Source organism: Streptomyces angustmyceticus, from assembly GCF_040701845.1.
Classification (GTDB): domain Bacteria; phylum Actinomycetota; class Actinomycetes; order Streptomycetales; family Streptomycetaceae; genus Streptomyces; species Streptomyces angustmyceticus_A.
This window is the reverse complement of record NZ_JBFBHQ010000001.1, coordinates 1-15,793: the sequence shown is the minus strand read 5'-3', so window position 1 is coordinate 15,793 and position 15,793 is coordinate 1. Positions and strand designations below refer to the sequence as shown.

Annotated in this window: 17 protein-coding genes and 1 pseudogene; 9 read left to right on the top strand and 9 right to left on the bottom strand. The window is 70.6% G+C overall.

Annotated elements, in window-relative coordinates:
- Positions 1–27 precede the first annotated feature (27 nt).
- Together AB0411_RS00090 and AB0411_RS00085 are read left to right on the top strand one after the other, a co-directional pair.
- The gene (locus AB0411_RS00090; protein ID WP_366414883.1) at positions 28–867 is read left to right on the top strand and encodes an SDR family oxidoreductase; all 840 of its coding nucleotides are present in this window, start codon (positions 28–30) and stop codon (positions 865–867) included.
- Between the two features lie 606 nt (positions 868–1,473).
- Positions 1,474–2,556, top strand: coding sequence for a sugar ABC transporter substrate-binding protein (locus AB0411_RS00085; protein WP_366414882.1), 1,083 nt, complete (start codon positions 1,474–1,476; stop codon positions 2,554–2,556).
- A 10-nt stretch (positions 2,557–2,566) separates the two neighbouring features.
- Here the strand turns inward: AB0411_RS00085 and AB0411_RS00080 are convergent, their stop codons facing one another.
- Together AB0411_RS00080 and AB0411_RS00075 are read right to left on the bottom strand one after the other, a co-directional pair.
- On the bottom strand, positions 2,567–3,289 hold the full coding sequence (locus AB0411_RS00080; RefSeq protein WP_366414881.1) for an HAD family hydrolase: 723 nt from the start codon (positions 3,287–3,289) through the stop codon (positions 2,567–2,569).
- Between the two features lie 26 nt (positions 3,290–3,315).
- Positions 3,316–3,792, bottom strand: coding sequence for an Lrp/AsnC family transcriptional regulator (locus AB0411_RS00075; protein ID WP_260634767.1), 477 nt, complete (start codon positions 3,790–3,792; stop codon positions 3,316–3,318).
- A gap of 238 nt (positions 3,793–4,030) precedes the next feature.
- On the opposite strand from AB0411_RS00075, the gene AB0411_RS00070 reads away from it, so the two are divergent.
- From AB0411_RS00070 to AB0411_RS00050, 5 genes and pseudogenes are all read left to right on the top strand, one after another.
- Positions 4,031–4,480, top strand: a complete 450-nt coding sequence (locus AB0411_RS00070; RefSeq protein WP_366414880.1) for a nuclear transport factor 2 family protein — start codon at positions 4,031–4,033, stop codon at positions 4,478–4,480.
- 331 nt (positions 4,481–4,811) lie between these two features.
- A complete protein-coding gene (locus AB0411_RS00065) occupies positions 4,812–5,282 on the top strand; it encodes a pyridoxamine 5'-phosphate oxidase family protein (RefSeq protein ID WP_366414879.1) in 471 nt (156 codons plus the stop codon).
- Between the two features lie 385 nt (positions 5,283–5,667).
- A complete protein-coding gene (locus AB0411_RS00060; RefSeq protein ID WP_366414878.1) occupies positions 5,668–6,021 on the top strand; it encodes a hypothetical protein in 354 nt (117 codons plus the stop codon).
- A 15-nt stretch (positions 6,022–6,036) separates the two neighbouring features.
- The gene (locus tag AB0411_RS00055; RefSeq protein WP_366414877.1) at positions 6,037–7,290 is read left to right on the top strand and encodes a hypothetical protein; all 1,254 of its coding nucleotides are present in this window, start codon (positions 6,037–6,039) and stop codon (positions 7,288–7,290) included.
- Position 7,291: 1 nt separating this feature from the next.
- Positions 7,292–7,455 (top strand): annotated as a pseudogene (locus AB0411_RS00050) (transposase); the annotation flags it as partial.
- A 17-nt stretch (positions 7,456–7,472) separates the two neighbouring features.
- Here the strand turns inward: AB0411_RS00050 and AB0411_RS00045 are convergent.
- The 4 genes from AB0411_RS00045 to AB0411_RS00030 form a co-directional block, all read right to left on the bottom strand.
- Positions 7,473–7,901 carry a VOC family protein gene (locus tag AB0411_RS00045; RefSeq protein WP_366414876.1) on the bottom strand — a complete coding sequence of 143 codons (429 nt, stop codon included), beginning with the start codon at positions 7,899–7,901 and terminating at the stop codon, positions 7,473–7,475.
- A gap of 159 nt (positions 7,902–8,060) precedes the next feature.
- The gene (locus AB0411_RS00040) at positions 8,061–8,972 is read right to left on the bottom strand and encodes an MBL fold metallo-hydrolase (protein ID WP_366415592.1); all 912 of its coding nucleotides are present in this window, start codon (positions 8,970–8,972) and stop codon (positions 8,061–8,063) included.
- A gap of 53 nt (positions 8,973–9,025) precedes the next feature.
- Complete coding sequence (locus AB0411_RS00035) at positions 9,026–9,559, bottom strand: flavin reductase family protein (protein WP_366414875.1); 534 nt, start codon at positions 9,557–9,559, stop codon at positions 9,026–9,028.
- 42 nt (positions 9,560–9,601) lie between these two features.
- Positions 9,602–10,387, bottom strand: coding sequence for an SDR family NAD(P)-dependent oxidoreductase (locus tag AB0411_RS00030; protein WP_366414874.1), 786 nt, complete (start codon positions 10,385–10,387; stop codon positions 9,602–9,604).
- 180 nt (positions 10,388–10,567) lie between these two features.
- Here AB0411_RS00030 and AB0411_RS00025 point away from each other — a divergent pair, with 180 nt between their 5' ends.
- A complete protein-coding gene (locus AB0411_RS00025) occupies positions 10,568–11,059 on the top strand; it encodes an SRPBCC family protein (protein ID WP_366414873.1) in 492 nt (163 codons plus the stop codon).
- Between the two features lie 361 nt (positions 11,060–11,420).
- Positions 11,421–12,551 carry a hydrolase gene (locus tag AB0411_RS00020; RefSeq protein WP_366414872.1) on the top strand — a complete coding sequence of 377 codons (1,131 nt, stop codon included), beginning with the start codon at positions 11,421–11,423 and terminating at the stop codon, positions 12,549–12,551.
- Between the two features lie 129 nt (positions 12,552–12,680).
- Here the strand turns inward: AB0411_RS00020 and rfbB are convergent, their stop codons facing one another.
- The 3 genes from rfbB to AB0411_RS00005 form a co-directional block, all read right to left on the bottom strand.
- Positions 12,681–13,655, bottom strand: coding sequence for a dTDP-glucose 4,6-dehydratase (rfbB, locus tag AB0411_RS00015; protein WP_366414871.1), 975 nt, complete (start codon positions 13,653–13,655; stop codon positions 12,681–12,683).
- Positions 13,656–13,700: 45 nt separating this feature from the next.
- Positions 13,701–14,606 carry a methylenetetrahydrofolate reductase [NAD(P)H] gene (gene metF, locus AB0411_RS00010; RefSeq protein ID WP_366414870.1) on the bottom strand — a complete coding sequence of 302 codons (906 nt, stop codon included), beginning with the start codon at positions 14,604–14,606 and terminating at the stop codon, positions 13,701–13,703.
- Positions 14,603–15,793, bottom strand: a 1,191-nt coding sequence (locus AB0411_RS00005; RefSeq protein WP_366414869.1) for a vitamin B12 dependent-methionine synthase activation domain-containing protein, incomplete at its 5' end; no start/stop codon positions are given. The genes AB0411_RS00005 and metF, both read right to left, overlap by 4 nt.

Here is a 15,793-nt window from a genome sequence, read left to right as displayed (position 1 = left end):
CCGTCGCACGGAGCCGAAAGGTTCGCCATGTCTTCCAAGGTTGTTCTGATCACCGGCACGTCCTCCGGCATCGGCCTGGCCGCCGCGGTCGCCGCCGCGCGGGCCGGCTGGCAGGTCGTGGCCACGCTGCGCGACCCGGGCCGTGCCGACGCCCTGCGCGCGGCGGCCGGCGAGGCGGGCGTGGAGCTCGATGTGCGGCAGCTCGACGTCACCGACGAGGCCTCCGTCGCCGCCGCGATCGACGGGGTGATCGCGGACCACGGCCGTCTCGACGCCGTGATCAACAACGCCGGGGCCGGCCACCTCGGCACGCTGGAGAACGAGCCCGTCTCCGCGGTGCGCACGGTGATGGAGGTCAACTTCTTCGGGGTCCTGCACGTCTCGAAGGCGGCACTGCCGCACCTGCGGTCCTCCGGCGGTCGTCTGATCACCGTCACCAGCGTCGGCGGGGTCGTCGGCCAGCCCTTCAACGAGGCCTACTGCGCCGCCAAGTTCGCCGTCGAGGGCTACATGGAGAGCCTGGCGCCGGTGGCGGCCCGCCTCGGGGTGGCGGTCTCCGTCGTCGAACCCGGCGCCGTGGCCACCGAATTCGTCAACAACATCGGGCTCGACCTGGCGGGCGAGGTCGCCGCCGCGGGCCCGTACGCGGACGCGCTGCAGGCCTACCTGGACCGCACCGTCGGCCAGTTCCTCGACGGCGCGCAGACCCCGGCCGAGGCCGCCGAGGCGGTGCTGGAGGCCCTCACCGCGGACCGTCCCGCGTTCCGCATCCAGACCTCGGACTGGGCGCGCGACTTCACCGGCACCAAGCTCGCCGACCTCGACGGCTCGGCGGTGCTCGGCCTCACCGGTGGCTGGGTGGGCTGATCCGGCGCGGACGGGGCCGGGGGCGGGTTCTTCCGCGAAGAGGGCCCGGGCGTAAAAAATCACGTCAAAGATATTCCCAAGGGATTCCCCATTAACGGCTGTCCTATTCGGCGGTGGAGTGGAAAGAGAGGGGCGCGTGCCGCGTACAGATGTCGCCGCCGTGCGCAAATTGGTCTCGACCACTCGCCGCCCGGATCGAGAGTGCCCCGGAAAGGCTGCGGGCGGCATCTATTTCTTCCTTCCGGTGGTCCGGCGGGCGCGGCGGAAAGAGTCCGCCGGGCCCGCCGGTGAGCCGGGGGCCCGCAGGGTCGTACAACTCCCCGAGCGCCACGCCCGGTTGGCGTTTTGGCTGGTGGCGGGTGTCCCGCGGTCGCCCGCCAGGAGGGTGGGAGGGGCGGGCGGAGGCCGGAGCGATACGGCGTGTTCCGGAATGAATTGACCGTTTCGATACCGTCCGGAACTCCCGTCGAGCGACAGGGGTTCAGGGAGTCGAATCACAGCACGCTTCTCTATCGTTGTTGCTTCGATTCTTGACGGTAGGGCCGCAGATAGCGTTCAATTCAGCCGTTCTGGGCCGGTCAGGAGGCCCCTTTGGAGGTACCGGGAATGAATGCAATAATGCGGCGTGCCCTCACCGGCGCAATGGCGATTTCGCTCGCAGCGCCCTTGGCGGCGTGTGGCAGCGATCACCAGGACACCGGTGCCGGCAAGGACTCCATCGGGCTGCTCCTCCCGGAGACCAAGGCGGCCCGGTACGAGAAGTTCGACCGCCGCATCATTTCCTCGCGCATTGCGTCCCTCTGCCTCTCGTGCAAAGTCGACTACCACAATGCCGAGCAGCAGGTCGACACCCAGAAGAGACAGTTCGAGGCTCTGGTGAAGAAGGGCGTCAAGGTCATCATCCTGGACCCGGTCGACGCCCAGGCGGCCAAGAGCTGGGTGGACGCCGCCGCCAAGAAGGGCGTCAAGGTCATCGCGTACGACCGGCTCGCCGAGGGCGATGTCGCGGCGTATGTCTCGTACGACAACGAGAGAATCGGCCGTCTCCAGGGGAAGGGCATTCTCGCGGCCCTCGGTTCCCAGGCGGCCGCGTCCGACGTCGTCATGATGAACGGCTCGCCGACCGACCCGAATGCCCCGTCCTACAAGAAGGGCGCGCACGAGGTCCTCGACGGCAAGGTCCGCAAGATCGTCTACGAGAAGGACATCCCCGGCTGGTCCGCGGCGACGGCCAAGAAGGAGATGGGCGACTTCGTCGACGCGCACGGCCCGGAGGGTTTCGACGCGGTCTACTCGGCCAACGACGGGATGGCGGGCGGTATCGCCGAGGCCCTGAAGTCGGCCGGTATCAAGAATGTTCCGGTCGGCGGGCAGGACGCCGAACTCCCCGCGCTGCAGCGGCTGGTGGCCGGCACCCAGTCCTTCACCATTTACAAGGAAGTCAGGCCGGAGGCCGAAACCGCCGCGGAGATCGCCTTCCGCCTGCTGCGGGGCAAGAGCATCAAGCCCTTCACCTCGGCCACCGCCGACAACCAGAGCAAGTCCGGTATCCCGGCCAAGCTGTTCAAGGCGCAGATCGTCACCCGCAAGAACATGAAGGACACCGTCGTCCGCGACGGCGCTGTCCGGGTCGACCTGCTCTGTGCCGGCGATCTCGCCGCCGACTGCAAGTCCCTCGACCTGGAGTGACCGTCCCCGGTCAGGGGGAGGAGCGGACCGGCCGCCCGAGCCATGCGTAGGCGGCTTGCGCCGTGAATTCCCCCTGACCGCCCTTGAACAGCAGCCCGGCGCTCGCGAACGCCGGGTCGTCGGCGGTGGCGGCCACATAGGGGACGGCGATGCACCGCATGCCCGCCCGGTGTGCCGCGAGCGCACCGGGCGCCGCGTCCTCCAGCACCACACAGCGCCCGGGATCGACGCCCAGTCGGTGTGCCGCCTCCAGGAACACGTCCGGCTCGGGCTTGCCGTGCGCCACCTCCTCCGCGGACACCACGGTGGTCAGCAGCGCGTCGAGCCCGGTTCCGGCCAGCACCGCCTCGATCGCCGACCGGGACGAACCGGACGCCACGGCCATCGGATGCCCGGCCGCCGCCAGCCGCTCCACGAACGCGCGCATCTCGGGGAAGACCTCGGTATGCGCCCGCGCCAGCTCCAGATAGGTGCGGTTCTTGCCGGCCAGCAGCTCATCGAGCGGTGCGTCAATGCCGAACTCCCGGCTGAGGATCTCCAGGGTCTCGCGGGTGCCGATGCCGATGAAGCGGGCGTGCTGCTCCCAGCTGAAGTCCGGCACGCCGTACCCGGCCAGCAGCCGGCGCCCCGCCTCGTAGTAGTTCGGCTCGCTGTCCACCAGCGTGCCGTCGAGATCGAAGATCACCGGAGCGGGGGCGGCGGGCGGGACCCGGTGGGCGGCGGAGGTGCTCATACCCACCAGCATGCCAAGCGGCCGGCTCAGCGCGACCCGGCGGTGCCCACCGCCTCGACCAGCGGCAGCATGCGATGCGGCACCCGCTCGCGCAACGCCACCTCCGTACGGGTGCGGACCACGCCCGGCAGGCTGATCAGCCGCTGGATCACGTCCTCCAGATGCTCCGCGTCCCGTGCCACCACCCGGGTCAGCAGATCCCCGCCACCGGTCGTCGAGAACGCCTCGATGATCTGCGGGACCTCGGCCAGCGCGTCGGCCACCTCCTCCAGATGGCCCTGGGTGACCTCGATGTGGACGAAGGCGAGCACGGGATGGCCGAGCGCGGCGGGGGACAGCCGGGGGCTGTAGGCGGTGATCACGCCGTCCCGTTCCAGGCGGTCGAGGCGCGCCTGCACGGTTCCCCGGGCGACGCCGAGGAGACGCGCGTACTCCCGCACGCTGGTGCGCGGCTGCTCCAGCAGCAGCCGGAGGATCTTGGCATCGAGGGCGTCCACGGCCATGGTGCAACGGCCTCCTCAGGGGGAGCGACGGGCTTCCGGGGAGTGGCGACTGTACCAATGGCTCAGTGAAGTCGGGGCCGGGCGGGCCATCTGCTCGTCCGGGCCGTGCTTCCGCCTCCGCTCGTCGCCGGCCGCCGCTCTCCAGCGGCGCTGGAGAGGTACTGCAGTCCCGGGCGGAAGAGTGGGCCGTGGCCCGGCCGCCGTCCGTGGCGGCCGGCGGTCAGCGGAGGGAGCAGCCGTGTCGCAGGTGGTACGGACAACGGAACGTCAGGTCACCGGGGACCTCTACGCCGAGGTGCGGACCTTCTACGCGCGCCAGATGCGCCGCGTGGACGCCCTGGACATCGAGGGCTTCGCCGAGACGTTCACGGAGGACGGTGAAGTGCTGCACGCCAACGGAGAGTTGGCGAAGGGGCGGCAGGCCATGGTCGCCGGGATGCGCGCGGCGTTGCCCCGCTACCGCGACATCGCCGTACGGCACTGGTTCGACCACCTGCTGATCGAGCCCGCGGGCCCGCAGGACGAGGAGCTGAGGGTGTCGTACTACTCCCTGGTCACCCGGACCGACCGGGCGGGCGTGGTGACCTTCGAACCGACCTTCACGGTCGAGGATGTGCTGGTGCGGCGCGAGGGGCAGTTGCTGACGCGGTCCCGGGTGATCCACCGCGACGGCCCGGCCGCCGTCTGAGGGCACGCCGCCCGCTACGGCGGGGGCTCCGGCACGGGCCCCCGCCGGCGGGCCTGCGGCCTTGCACGGGCCAGGAGGGCGGTGGGAGATCTCCCACCGCCCTCCTGGCCCGTATGTCGGGCGGCAGGAGAGATTTCAGTCGGCATCCCGAACGGGAGACCGAAGTCTCTGCCGGCGGTCCTCCAGGGCGTGTATCGAAAGTCCCGCGTGGCACGCTCGCTGCCGCGTTGTCGGGCTGCTTGAGTACTCTCGATACGACGCCGATCCTCCGTCTTGCGACCTAGTTCCGCCGCCGGATGTGACTGAGCGTCTCACGCCATAACCTCCCCGCATGACGCCAGTTGACTCTCCCTCCAGCGGTCCGCGCAGTCCCGAGCAGCGCAAGCGCGAGGCACTGGAACGGCTCGCGCGGGACAACGACGTATGGGTCGCCACGGCCGACGCCACCGGCGAGCCGACCCTCGTGCCGCTGGCCTTCTGGTGGGACGGCGAGGCGGTGTGGCTGTCCACCCGATCCACCAACCCAACGGGGCGCAACCTGTGCGTTTCGGGCCGGGTCCGGCTCTGCTTCGGCCATACCCGGGACGTGGTCCTGGTCCACGGCACCGCGCGCATGCTGACCCGCGAGGAGCTTCCCGTCGAGGTGGGTGACGCCTTCGCCGCCAAGGACGGTTGGGACCCTCGCAAGGACCACCCCTCGTACGTCTTCTTCGAGGTCACCCCGCAGGTGCTGCAGGCGTGGGGAACGGTTCCCGAGATGGCCGGACGGACCCTGATGCGCGACGGGAAGGGGCTGGTCTGACGCGAGTCTCGAACGGCGGCGTGCTGGTGGGCCGGCACACGGTGGAGCCGACGGTGATGTCCCCAGTGAGCAGGTTCTTCGCGGCGGCCCCGGCCTGGAGCTGGGTGACGACGTGCTGCCGGACGCCGCCCCTCTGCCGGCGGATACGGCGACGGGCACCGAGCTCGCGCTGTTCCAGCAACCCACCACGATCGACTGCATCCCCGACCTCCCCAGGCGCGATAGGCACGACAGGCTCCACACGCCACAGCCATCACAGGCCGAGGCGAATCGCACCCCCGGTTCGCCAACGCGTCCTAAGCTGATGCCTTGACGGCTGGTCTGCCGACAGGTGCTGGGTGGCACGATTGCGTGCTCAGGTCAGACCGCAGGATGAGGGGGCGACGTGCGGGAAGATCTTGACTATCTGCTGGGACTCTCGGAACGCGACCTGGATCTGCTGATCTCCGAGCATCTCGTCGAGCATGACCTGGGGAGCCGCGATGATGACGACGAGGAGCGTATCTTCATCGCACGCAGATGGTTCTCCTCGCTGAGCGCTGGACTGCGCGGTGCCCTTTGCGGACATCCGGCGATCGAGCGCGCACTGCAAAGTTCTGGGGAAAGTGATCGACTGTTGGCCGCTGCGATCGTGGATGTGCTGCTGACCCTCAGCTTCAAAGTCGATGTTCCGGTCACTGTTCTTGCGGCGAAAGTCACCCATGCGGGTATCCGCAGAATCTGCAGCAGTGATGAGTGAGGGGCGAACAGCCACTTGCTCGCCACTGATTTCATCGAAGCGACCGGCGGGGCCGTCACGAGTGATGACTACCCCCCTTCACTCAGAGGCAACCTGGCGGGATTGCTGAAGGGTCATCTCTACTTTACTCGTTGGTATCTGACTCGCCTCGATCGCGAGACGGGACTTCAGACGCGAGTAGAGGTAGTGAATTCACCCTTCTTCACTTGCCGCGCCAAGGAGTTACGTGAGGGCGAGTACGTACTTGTGGTCCCCGTCGGACTGCTGTGTCGTCTCTATGTGCTGGCCCACTTGCTGCTCGGCCACTGGGGTCAGGACGCGGTCTACATGCCGGTCTGGGCGACCCGGGAATGGCGGCTTCCTCCAGATCTGGAGCCTCTCTTCGGGAAAGTTCGGACCGCTGGCCCCAGACCGTGGTGGGAGGGGCTGGAGGGCCTGTACGCACAGGTCAAGATGCCCGACTTCCAGTACGACGCGGAGTGCTTGACCATTCTTGCCTTCAACTTCCTCGTTTGCCACGAAGCGGCACATGTCTACCGTCGCCATGCGAAGGCACTAGAAGCCTTCAGGCTTCAAGGAGTGGTGCGCGACGAAGCTGAAGCGATGGTCTACCGGCGCTTCGCGGAGACGGATGCCGATCTCATGGGTGCCGGCTTGGCGTTGGATCTCCAATGGGTCGCTCTCCAGAACAAGACCGACGATGTCCCGTGGCTGGGGTACCTGCGGTCCTCGTATGCAGTCACGATGCTGTACGCGTTGTACGACGTGCACCGCAAGGAGCTCGGCGCATACACGAAGGGCGCCTACTGCCATCCTGTCATCAGGCGTCAGGTGTTCACCGCAGCGAGTCACCAGTTGAACGATGCCTACCCGGAGAAATTCGCGGGGTTGGCTGAGGCGGAGCTGGAGGGATGGATGCACTGCGGCTCTGCGCTCCACCGACTTAATTTTGATGTCTTTCTCGGGAAGTTCGGCATGGTCTCGGGAGATACTTCGGGCTGTCCCGTGTCGGCTCTGCAATACAACCTGACCGATAGTCAGAGATGGGAGAGGGCTTACGAGAGGGAGCTGGTGCTGTATCGCGCCGCCCGCAGGATCTACTTGGAAAATGTCAACTTCACATACCTTGCCATTCCTCCGGCGGCTGATGTCGAACGCGTCGACCGCGCCATGCTCGATCGAGCAAAGGCCGCTGACGACGCCGTCCTGCGTACCGCGCTCTCCATGCTGCGCAGGGAATCTGAGACATCGAAGAGGGACAGCCTGTAAGAAGGAGGCGCACCACACCTCCCACCGCCAGTGCGGGCCCGTGTCGAGCACGTCTTCGCGCGGCTGAAGTCCTGGAAGATCCTTCGCGACTGGCATCCGAAAGGCGACGGCGTGCACACCGCCATGCTCGGCATCGCTCGGCTGCACCACCTCGCCCTCACGGGACTCCCGCCCCCTGCGCTTCAGTCGATACAGAACTCGTTGCCCTCGATGTCCAGCATCGGGATGCACGCATCATTGCCGTCATACAGCGTTTGCACGTGTACCGCGCCGAGCGGGACCAGTCGTGCGCATTCGGCCTCAAGTGCGGCGAGGCGCTCTTCGCCCACGAGTCCGGTGCCGACCCGCACATCGAGATGCACCCGGTTCTTGGCGGCCTTTCCTTCGGGAACGCGCTGGAAGTACAGTCGCGGGCCCACACCGGAGGGATCACTGCAGGCGAACCAGGAATCCCGCTGCTCGGGTGGCTGCGAGCACGTGAAGCCGTCCCACGTGGCAAACCCCTCCGGCGGCGGCGGTACGACGTACCCCAACACCTCGCACCAGAAACGAGCGAGACGCTCAGGTTCTGCGCAGTCAAAGGTGACTTGGAAGTTTCTGGTCGCTGACATCGGCGCACCGTACCAAGGGGACTTGGGACTCTGCCGGTCATTTCCCGGGGGATCCGCCCGCAACCCCGTCGCGCCCTGGCACACCTCGGACACCAAGTGATCAAACCGGCCCGGCAACACCCCGGCCCTACCGCAAAGACGGCCGCCGGGGAGCGGCCGTCAGGCGTGGCAGTCCGGGACGCGCCCGAGGTAGGCGACCATCTCCCGGAAGGAGGCCGCGACGTCGAGGCGCGCGCCGGGCGGCAGGCCGGTCGCCTCGGCGTGGGCGCGGTGCAGGTTGCCGACCAGACGCTCGGGGTCCACCAGGCCCGCGAAGCGGCCCAGTTCGGTGGCGCGGGCGGTCTCCAGCGGGGTGCGGCCGGCGCGCAGACCGTCCTGCGCCAACCGGGCCACCCAGCGCAGGTAGTCCTCCGTGGCGTCCAGCAGCTCGGGACCGGCGACCGGGCCGTGGCCGGGGACGACGATCCGCGGCTCCAGGGCGCGCAGCCGCTCCAGGGCACGCAGGGAACCGGAGACGGAGCCCATCAGGACGTACGGCGTCACCTGCGACCACACCACGTCGCCGGTGAACAGCACCCGGCGTTCGGGCAGCCAGACGACCACGTCGTCGGCGGTGTGGGCCGGGCCGACGGAGAGCAGTTCGACGCGCAGCTCGCCGGCGCGCAGCGTGAGGCGCTCGGTGAACGTCAGGTCGGGCAGGGCGAGGGTGACCTCGCCCCAGTCGACGTCCGGCCACAGCCCGCACAGGCCGAGCCCCGACTCGGCCATGTCGCTGCGGGTCCCCTCATGGGCGATGACGGTGGCGCGGGGGGTGAAGAGGGAGTTGCCGAAGACATGATCGCCGTGGAAGTGGGTGTTGACCACGGTGTCCGGGCCGCCGGGCGCCACCCGCGCCACCTCGTCGCGCAGCCGTTCGGCCCTGGCACGGGTCGCGACCGTGTCGACGAGGATGCACCGGCCGCCTCCTGTGATCACTCCGGCGTTGTTCAGACACCAGCCGCCGTCGGGCTGTTCGTAGACGAGGACGCCGTCCGCCACCTCCCGCAGGGCGGGTGCGACGGGCGACGGCAGCGGGGTGCGGGCCGCCGCGGAGCCGGCGGTGCGGGCGGCGGCCGCCGGGGCGTTCACGGGGTCTCCCCGGTGCCGGCCAGCCGGGTGTAGCCGCCCTGGTGGAAGACGAGCGGCCGGGCCCCGTCGGGCGCGCGGTGCACGGCCACCACCCGGCCGATCAGCAGGACGTGGTCGCCGGCCTCGACCTCGGTGTCCAGCCGGCATTCGAAGGCGGCGACGGCGGACGGCACCACGGCGTGGCCGGTGGTGCCCTCGACCGCCCCGATACGGGTCATCGCCCGCTGCCCCTCAGGACGGTCCGGCCGGGCGAACTCCGAGGACAGGTCGCGGTGGTGCTCGCCGAGCACGTTGACGGCGTAACCGCCGCCGCGCCGGATCCTCGGCCGCATCCGGCCGTCCTTCTTCACGGACACCAGGATCAGCAGCGGGTCGAGGGACACCGAGGCGAGGCTGTTGAGCGTCATCACGATCGTGCCGTCGCCGCTGCCCTGGGTCAGCAGGGTGACGCCGGTGGGGAAGGCCCCCATGGCCGCGCGGAAGGCGGCGGCGTCGGGAGGGGCCAGCAGGGTGGTGCCGGGGTCGGTCATCGGTGGGGCTCCGTCTCTGTGGTTCCGCGGCGGGGTGCCGGATCAGTAATTGCCGAGTCCGCCGCAGACGTTGAGCGCCTGCGCGGTGACCGAGGCGGCGGCGTCGGTGGTCAGGTAGCCCACCAGGCCGGCCACTTCCTCGGGGGTGACATAGCGGCCGGTCGGGATCTTGGCCTCGAACCTGTCCTGGACGTCCCGTTCGGAGATGCCGAAGTACTCGGCGTGGCCCTGGCGCACGCGCTGCGCCATCGGCGTCTCGACGAAGCCGGGGCAGACCGCGTTGACGGTGATCCCCGTCTTGGCCAGCTCCAGGCCCACGGCCTTGCTGAACCCGACGACGCCGTGCTTCGAGGCGGAGTACGGCGCCGCCAGCACCACGCCCTGTTTGCCGCCCGTGGACGCGATGTTGATGATCCGGCCCCAGGTCCCGTCCTGCATCCGCCCGGTGGTCAGCACCTCGCGGGTGACCCGGAACACGCCGGTCAGGTTGGTGTCGATGACATCGAGCCAGGTCGCGTCGTCGATCTTCGCGGTCTCGCCGCCGCCGTTGCGCCCCGCGTTGTTCACGAGGATGTCGATGCGTCCGTAGGTGTCGACGGCCTCCCGGACCGCCGCGCCGATCTGCTCCGCGCAGGAGACGTCACAGGTGGTCCCGGAGACCTCCAGGCCCTCGGCGCGCAGCCGCTTGACGGTGCTGCGCACGTTCTCCTCGCTGCGGGACACGCCGAACACGGCAGTGCCCCCGCGGGCCAGCAGCTCGGTGACCGCCAGGCCGATGCCGCTGGTGGCGCCGGTGACGAAGGCGACTCGTCGTGGTGCGTCAGTCATGGTGCTCTCCCGTTGTCGTGGCCGCGGACCGCCGACGGTGGCGGCGCGGCCTTGCGCGCGTCTCGACCGCCTCTGGAGCGCGTCGGGCGCCCGGCGGGTCGAGCGGGGCTCGACGCGGTGTCGAGGCGGGCGGTCCAGCGTGCCGGTGCGCCCAGCAACGAAGGACACGAAGGAGGAGCCGTGCCCGAGCAGACACAGGCACCGACACCGCCGCAGACGATCCCGGACGTACGCAAGTCGGTGACGGTCGCGGCCACACCCGAGCACTGCTTCACGGTGTTCACCGAGCGTCCCGCCGACTGGTGGCCGCCCTCGCACATCCTCGTCAAGAAGGAACGCGCCGGCCTCGCCTTCGAACCCGGCGTCGGCGGCCGCTACTACGAGTGGGACGTGGACGGCAACGAGATCGCCTGGGGCCGCGTCCTGGAGTGGGACCCGCCGCGCCGCCTCGTGATGACCTGGCGCATCGACGGGCACTGGCAGTCCATCCCGGACGACGAGCGGGCGAGCGAGATCGAGGTCGACTTCACGGCCGTCGACGCCCACACCACCAAGGTGGAGCTGGCACACGTCAAGCTGCACCGGCACGGTGCGGGCGCGCACGGCATCTTCAAGGCCCTCGACGGGCCGAGCCCGGGGGAGACGCTGGAGCGCTTCGCCCGCGCCGTCTGACAGCCACCGGCCGACGGGACGCGGCGGCCGGCCCGCTTCCCCGGCGGGCCGCCCTCCCGTCCGCCCACCGGCTCCCGCGGCGGTGCCCCGCCGCCGTGAGGCGCGCGGTGCGTCCACCACCCCAGGGCACACCGCGCCACCACGCAGGGGCGCCGCCACCCCCGTACGCCCCTGCCCTCCGAGGCCCCGGACCCCGATGGCGCGGTCCGGGGCCTCGCCGGGTCCACGGCTCCGGCTCCCGGGCCCGCCCCGGGGCCCCTTCGCCCGGCCCGGTCCAGAGCCGGTGCAGCGGGCTTCGAGCCGGCCCCCGCACCCTGACCCGTCACCACCCCGACGCCCGCCATCACAGGAGGACATGAGGATGCCTGCCGATACACAGCTGGACACCGGGCTCGTCCCGGCCGCGGAGAAGGTGCGCATCCTCGCGGCCGAGCACGCGGCCGAGGCGGACCGCACCGGATCGCTCTCCCCCGACGTCGTCGACGCCCTGCGCACCGCCGGCTTCGCCCGGCACTTCGTGGCCCGCTCCTGGGGCGGCACCGAGGGCACCTTCGCCGAGCTGACCCGCGCCGTCCTCACGCTCGGGGAGGCCTGCGCGGCGACCGCCTGGTGCGCCTCGCTGAGCGCCTACTCGGGCCGCTTCACCGGCCATCTGCCCGCCCGCGGCCACCAGGAGGTCTGGGGGGCGGGCCCGGACCCGGTGATCGCCACCGCCCTGATGCCGGGCGGGCGTGCGGTGCCCGACGGCGACGGCTGGCGGCTCACCGGCCGCTGGGCGTACGTCAGCGGGATCGACTTCGCCGACCGGGTGCTGGTGTGCGCCACGGTGCCCGGGGGCCCGGACGGCGGCGACGGGCCGCCCCCGATGCGGTTCTTCGCCCTGCCGCGCGCGGCCTGCACCGTCGAGCGGACCTGGGACAACGTGGGGATGCGCGCCACCGGCAGCCACACGGTGTCGGTGGACGGGGTCGCCGTCCCCGGTCATCTCTCGTTCGACCGGGCCGACATGCTGGCCGGTCGCAGCGCCGACTCCGACGTGCCCGCCCATCACGTGCCGTTCCAGGCCGTCGGCGGGCTGACCTTCATCGCGCCCGTCGTGGGGGCCGCCGCCGGCGCGCTGGCGGCGAGCGCGGCGACCATGAGCGGCCGGCGCCGCAACCCGACGAACGAACTGCTGCTGGTCCGCGCCTCGGGCCGGATCGACGCCGCCCGCCACCTCGTCGAGGAGAACGCCGAGGTGCTCGACGAACGCCGCTTCACCCCCGCGCACATGGCCCGCAACGAACGCAACGCCACCTTCGCCGCGGAGCTGTGCACCGACGCCGTCGGCCTGCTGGTCCGCGCGGCGGGAACCGGCGGCCTGGGGGAGTCCGCACCGCTCCAGCGGCTGTGGCGGGACGTCACCTCGGCGGCCGGCCACATCGCCCTCCAGTACGACACGGCGGCCCGCAAGAACTACGCGGCCGTGCTGCTGGGGGCGGCCGGCGCCTGAACGCACCGGGCCCGGGCAGGGGAGAGGGGTGGCGCGGCCCGCGAGCCGCACCACCCCTCTTCCGCTGCCCGGGCCCGGTGCGCGGCCTCCCTCGGGCGGCCGCGCACCGGGGCCCGCAGGCCGCACCGCTCAACTTGTCCCGCTCTTCAACGGCTTCCACCAGGCCGGGTTGTCCCGGTACCACGCCACCGTCTCGCTCAGGCCCCGCGCGAACGACACCGCGGGCGCATAGCCCAGCTCGCGGCGGATCTTGCCGTCGTCCAGCGCGTAGCGCAGATCGTGGCCCTTGCGGTCCGGCACCGGGCGCACCAGGTGCGGCTGCGCATGGCACAGCTCCAGCAGCAGGTCGGTCATCTGCCGGTTGGAGCGCTCGTTGCCCTGGCCGATGTTGTAGACCTCGCCGGGCCGCCCACGGGTCAGCACCAGCTGGATGGCCCGGCAGTGGTCGTCGACGTGCAGCCACTCCCGGACGTTCCTGCCGTCCCCGTACAGCGGCACCGGCTCCCCCTGCAGCAGGTTCGTGACGAACCGGGGGATCAGCTTCTCCGGGTGCTGGTAGGGGCCGTAGTTGTTGGAGCACCGGGTGATCGACAGATCCAGGCCGTGGGTGCGCCAGTAGGAGCGGGCGACGAGGTCGGCGGACGCCTTGGACGCGGCGTAGGGGGAGTTGGGCAGCAGCGGGTGGTCCTCGGTCCAGGCGCCCTCGGCGATCGACCCGTAGACCTCGTCGGTGGAGATGTGCACGACCCGCGGTGTGCGGGCGGCGACACAGGCGTCCAGCAGCGTCTGGGTGCCGCCGACGTTGGTGCGCACGAACGCCCCGGCGTCGGTCAGGGAGCGGTCGACATGGGACTCGGCGGCGAAGTGGACCACCGCGTCATGGCCCGGGAGCAGGCCGAGGAGCAGGCCCCGGTCGCAGACGTCCCCCTCGACGAAGGCCAGCCGTGGGTGGCTCGCCGGAAGGTTCGCCCGGTTGCCCGCGTAGGTGAGCTTGTCCAGGACGGTCACCGCGGTGTCCTCCTGGCCGGGGAAGCCGCCGGCCAGGAGGGTACGGACGTAGTGGGAGCCGATGAACCCGGCTCCGCCGGTCACCAGGACTTTCATCGGCCGGCCTCCGCCGGGACCAGGGGCTGCATGGGGCGTCCTCTCCTAGGGTCGGACCGGCTGCCGCCGTGCGACGGCGGCGGACAGGGCGAGGTTCTGGTGGATCTCCAGTGTCGCCGTGGACCGGTTCAGGGTGATGTAGTGCAGGCCCGGCGCTCCTTCGGCCAGCAGCCGCTCGGCCATCACGGTGGCGTGCTCGACGCCGATGCGGTGGGCCGCGGCGGGGTCGTCCCGCGCCGCCTCCAGCCGGTGCGCCAGGTCCTCCGGGAACGCCGCACGGCTCAGTTCGGCGAAGCGCCGGATCTGGCGCACATCGGTGGCCGGCATGATCTCGGGAATGACCGGGGTGTCGCACCCCGCCGCGGCGACCCGGTCCCGCAGCCGCAGATAGTCCTCCACACGGAAGAACATCTGGGTGAGCGCGTAGTCGGCGCCGGCCCGGCACTTGGCGACGAAATGGCGGATGTCGCTGTCCCAGTCCGGCGAGGCGGGGTGGCGTTCGGGGAAGGCGGCCACGCCGACGCCGAAGTCACCGGACTCCTTCACCAGCGTCACCAGCTCGTGGGCGTGCCGCAGCCCGTGCGGGTGCGGGCGCCAGGGGCCGTGGGGCGCGCCCGGCGGATCGCCGCGCAGGGCGAGCACGTCGCGCACCCCGGCGTCCGCGTACTGCCCGATGATGTGCCGCAGTTCGGCGACGGAGTGGCCGACGGCGGTGAGGTGGGCCACCGGCCGTAGCGTGGTGTCGGACGCCAGCCGCTTGGTGACCTCGATCGTCCGGTCGCGGGACGAGCCGCCGGCCCCGTAGGTCACGGAGACGAACGTCGGCGACAGCGCCTCGACCCGGCGGACGGCCTGCCACAGCGCCCGCTCGCCGGCCGCGGACCTGGGCGGGAAGAACTCGAAGGACAACGACAGCGCTCCTGTCGCCAGCGTCTCGCGCAGGGTGTTCATCCCCGTCCTCCCGCATTGAAGTAGCCGGCTTCGGGGTGGTGGACGACGAGGGCGTCGGTGGACTGCTCGGGGTGCAGCTGGAACTCCTCGGAGAGTTCGACGCCGATCCGCTCCGGCCGCAGCAGGACCGCGATCTTGGCGCGGTCCTCCAGGTCGGGGCAGGCGGGGTAGCCGAATGAGTAGCGGCAGCCCCGGTACTCGGTGCGCAGCATGCCGTCCAGGGTCGCCGGATCGCCGGAGCCGATGGCCAGTTCGGCGCGGACGCGGGCGTGCCAGTATTCGGCGAGGGCTTCGGCCAACTGGACGGACAGGCCGTGGAGTTCGAGGTAGTCGCGGTAGGAGTTGGCGGCGAAGAGCTTGGCGGTCTCCTCGCCGATCCGGGAACCGACGGTGACGACCTGGAGACCGACGACGTCCTTCTCGCCGGTCTCCTCGGGGCGGAAGTAGTCGGCCAGGCACAGGCGGCGGCCGCGGCGTTGGCGGGGGAAGGTGAAGCGGGTGCGCTCGGTGCCGTCCTCGTGCAGCAGGATCAGGTCGTCGCCCTTGGACACGCAGGGGAAGTAGCCGTGCACGACGGCGGCTTCGAGCAGGTTCTCGGTCTGCAGCTTGTCGAGCCAGCCGCGCAGCCGGGGGCGGCCCTCGGTCTCCACCAGCTCCTCGTACGTCGGGCCGTCACCGGTACGGGCCTGCTTCAGGCCCCACTGCCCCTTGAACAGGGCGTCCTCGTCCAGCCAGGCGGCGTACTCCTTGAGCGGGAGTCCCTTGACGACTCGCGTGCCCCAGAACGGCGGGGTGGGGACGGGGTTGTCGAGGGCGACATCGGAACGGGACGGCGGTTCCTCCGGGCGCTCCTCGATCTGGCCGGTGGCTGCCTTGACCCGGCGTTGCTTGAGTTCGGGGAGGGTGGCGCCGGGCACGCCCCGCTTGACGGCGATCAGGGCGTCCATCAGGCGCAGGCCCTCGAAGGCGTCGCGGGCGTAGCGGACCTCGCCCTCGTAGATCTCGTGCAGGTCCTGCTCGACGTAGGCGCGGGTGAGGGCGGCGCCGCCGAGGATGACGGGGAAGTCGGCCGCCATCTTGCGCTGGTTGAGTTCCTCCAGGTTCTCCTTCATGATCACCGTGGACTTGACCAGCAGCCCCGACATCCCGATGACATCGGCCCGGTGCTCCTCGGCGGCCTCCAGGAT

Excerpts from the sequence above, each read along its gene's own strand:
- AB0411_RS00090 (WP_366414883.1), top strand. The coding sequence starts at position 28 with ATGTCTTCCAAGGTTGTTCTGATCACCGGCACGTCCTCCGGCATCGGC.
- AB0411_RS00085 (WP_366414882.1), top strand. The coding sequence starts at position 1,474 with ATGAATGCAATAATGCGGCGTGCCCTCACCGGCGCAATGGCGATTTCG.
- AB0411_RS00080 (WP_366414881.1), bottom strand. The coding sequence starts at position 3,289 with ATGAGCACCTCCGCCGCCCACCGGGTCCCGCCCGCCGCCCCCGCTCCG.
- AB0411_RS00075 (WP_260634767.1), bottom strand. The coding sequence starts at position 3,792 with ATGGCCGTGGACGCCCTCGATGCCAAGATCCTCCGGCTGCTGCTGGAG.
- AB0411_RS00065 (WP_366414879.1), top strand. The coding sequence starts at position 4,812 with ATGACGCCAGTTGACTCTCCCTCCAGCGGTCCGCGCAGTCCCGAGCAG.
- AB0411_RS00045 (WP_366414876.1), bottom strand. The coding sequence starts at position 7,901 with ATGTCAGCGACCAGAAACTTCCAAGTCACCTTTGACTGCGCAGAACCT.
- AB0411_RS00035 (WP_366414875.1), bottom strand. The coding sequence starts at position 9,559 with ATGACCGACCCCGGCACCACCCTGCTGGCCCCTCCCGACGCCGCCGCC.
- AB0411_RS00030 (WP_366414874.1), bottom strand. The coding sequence starts at position 10,387 with ATGACTGACGCACCACGACGAGTCGCCTTCGTCACCGGCGCCACCAGC.
- AB0411_RS00020 (WP_366414872.1), top strand. The coding sequence starts at position 11,421 with ATGCCTGCCGATACACAGCTGGACACCGGGCTCGTCCCGGCCGCGGAG.
- rfbB (WP_366414871.1), bottom strand. The coding sequence starts at position 13,655 with ATGAAAGTCCTGGTGACCGGCGGAGCCGGGTTCATCGGCTCCCACTAC.
- metF (WP_366414870.1), bottom strand. The coding sequence starts at position 14,606 with ATGAACACCCTGCGCGAGACGCTGGCGACAGGAGCGCTGTCGTTGTCC.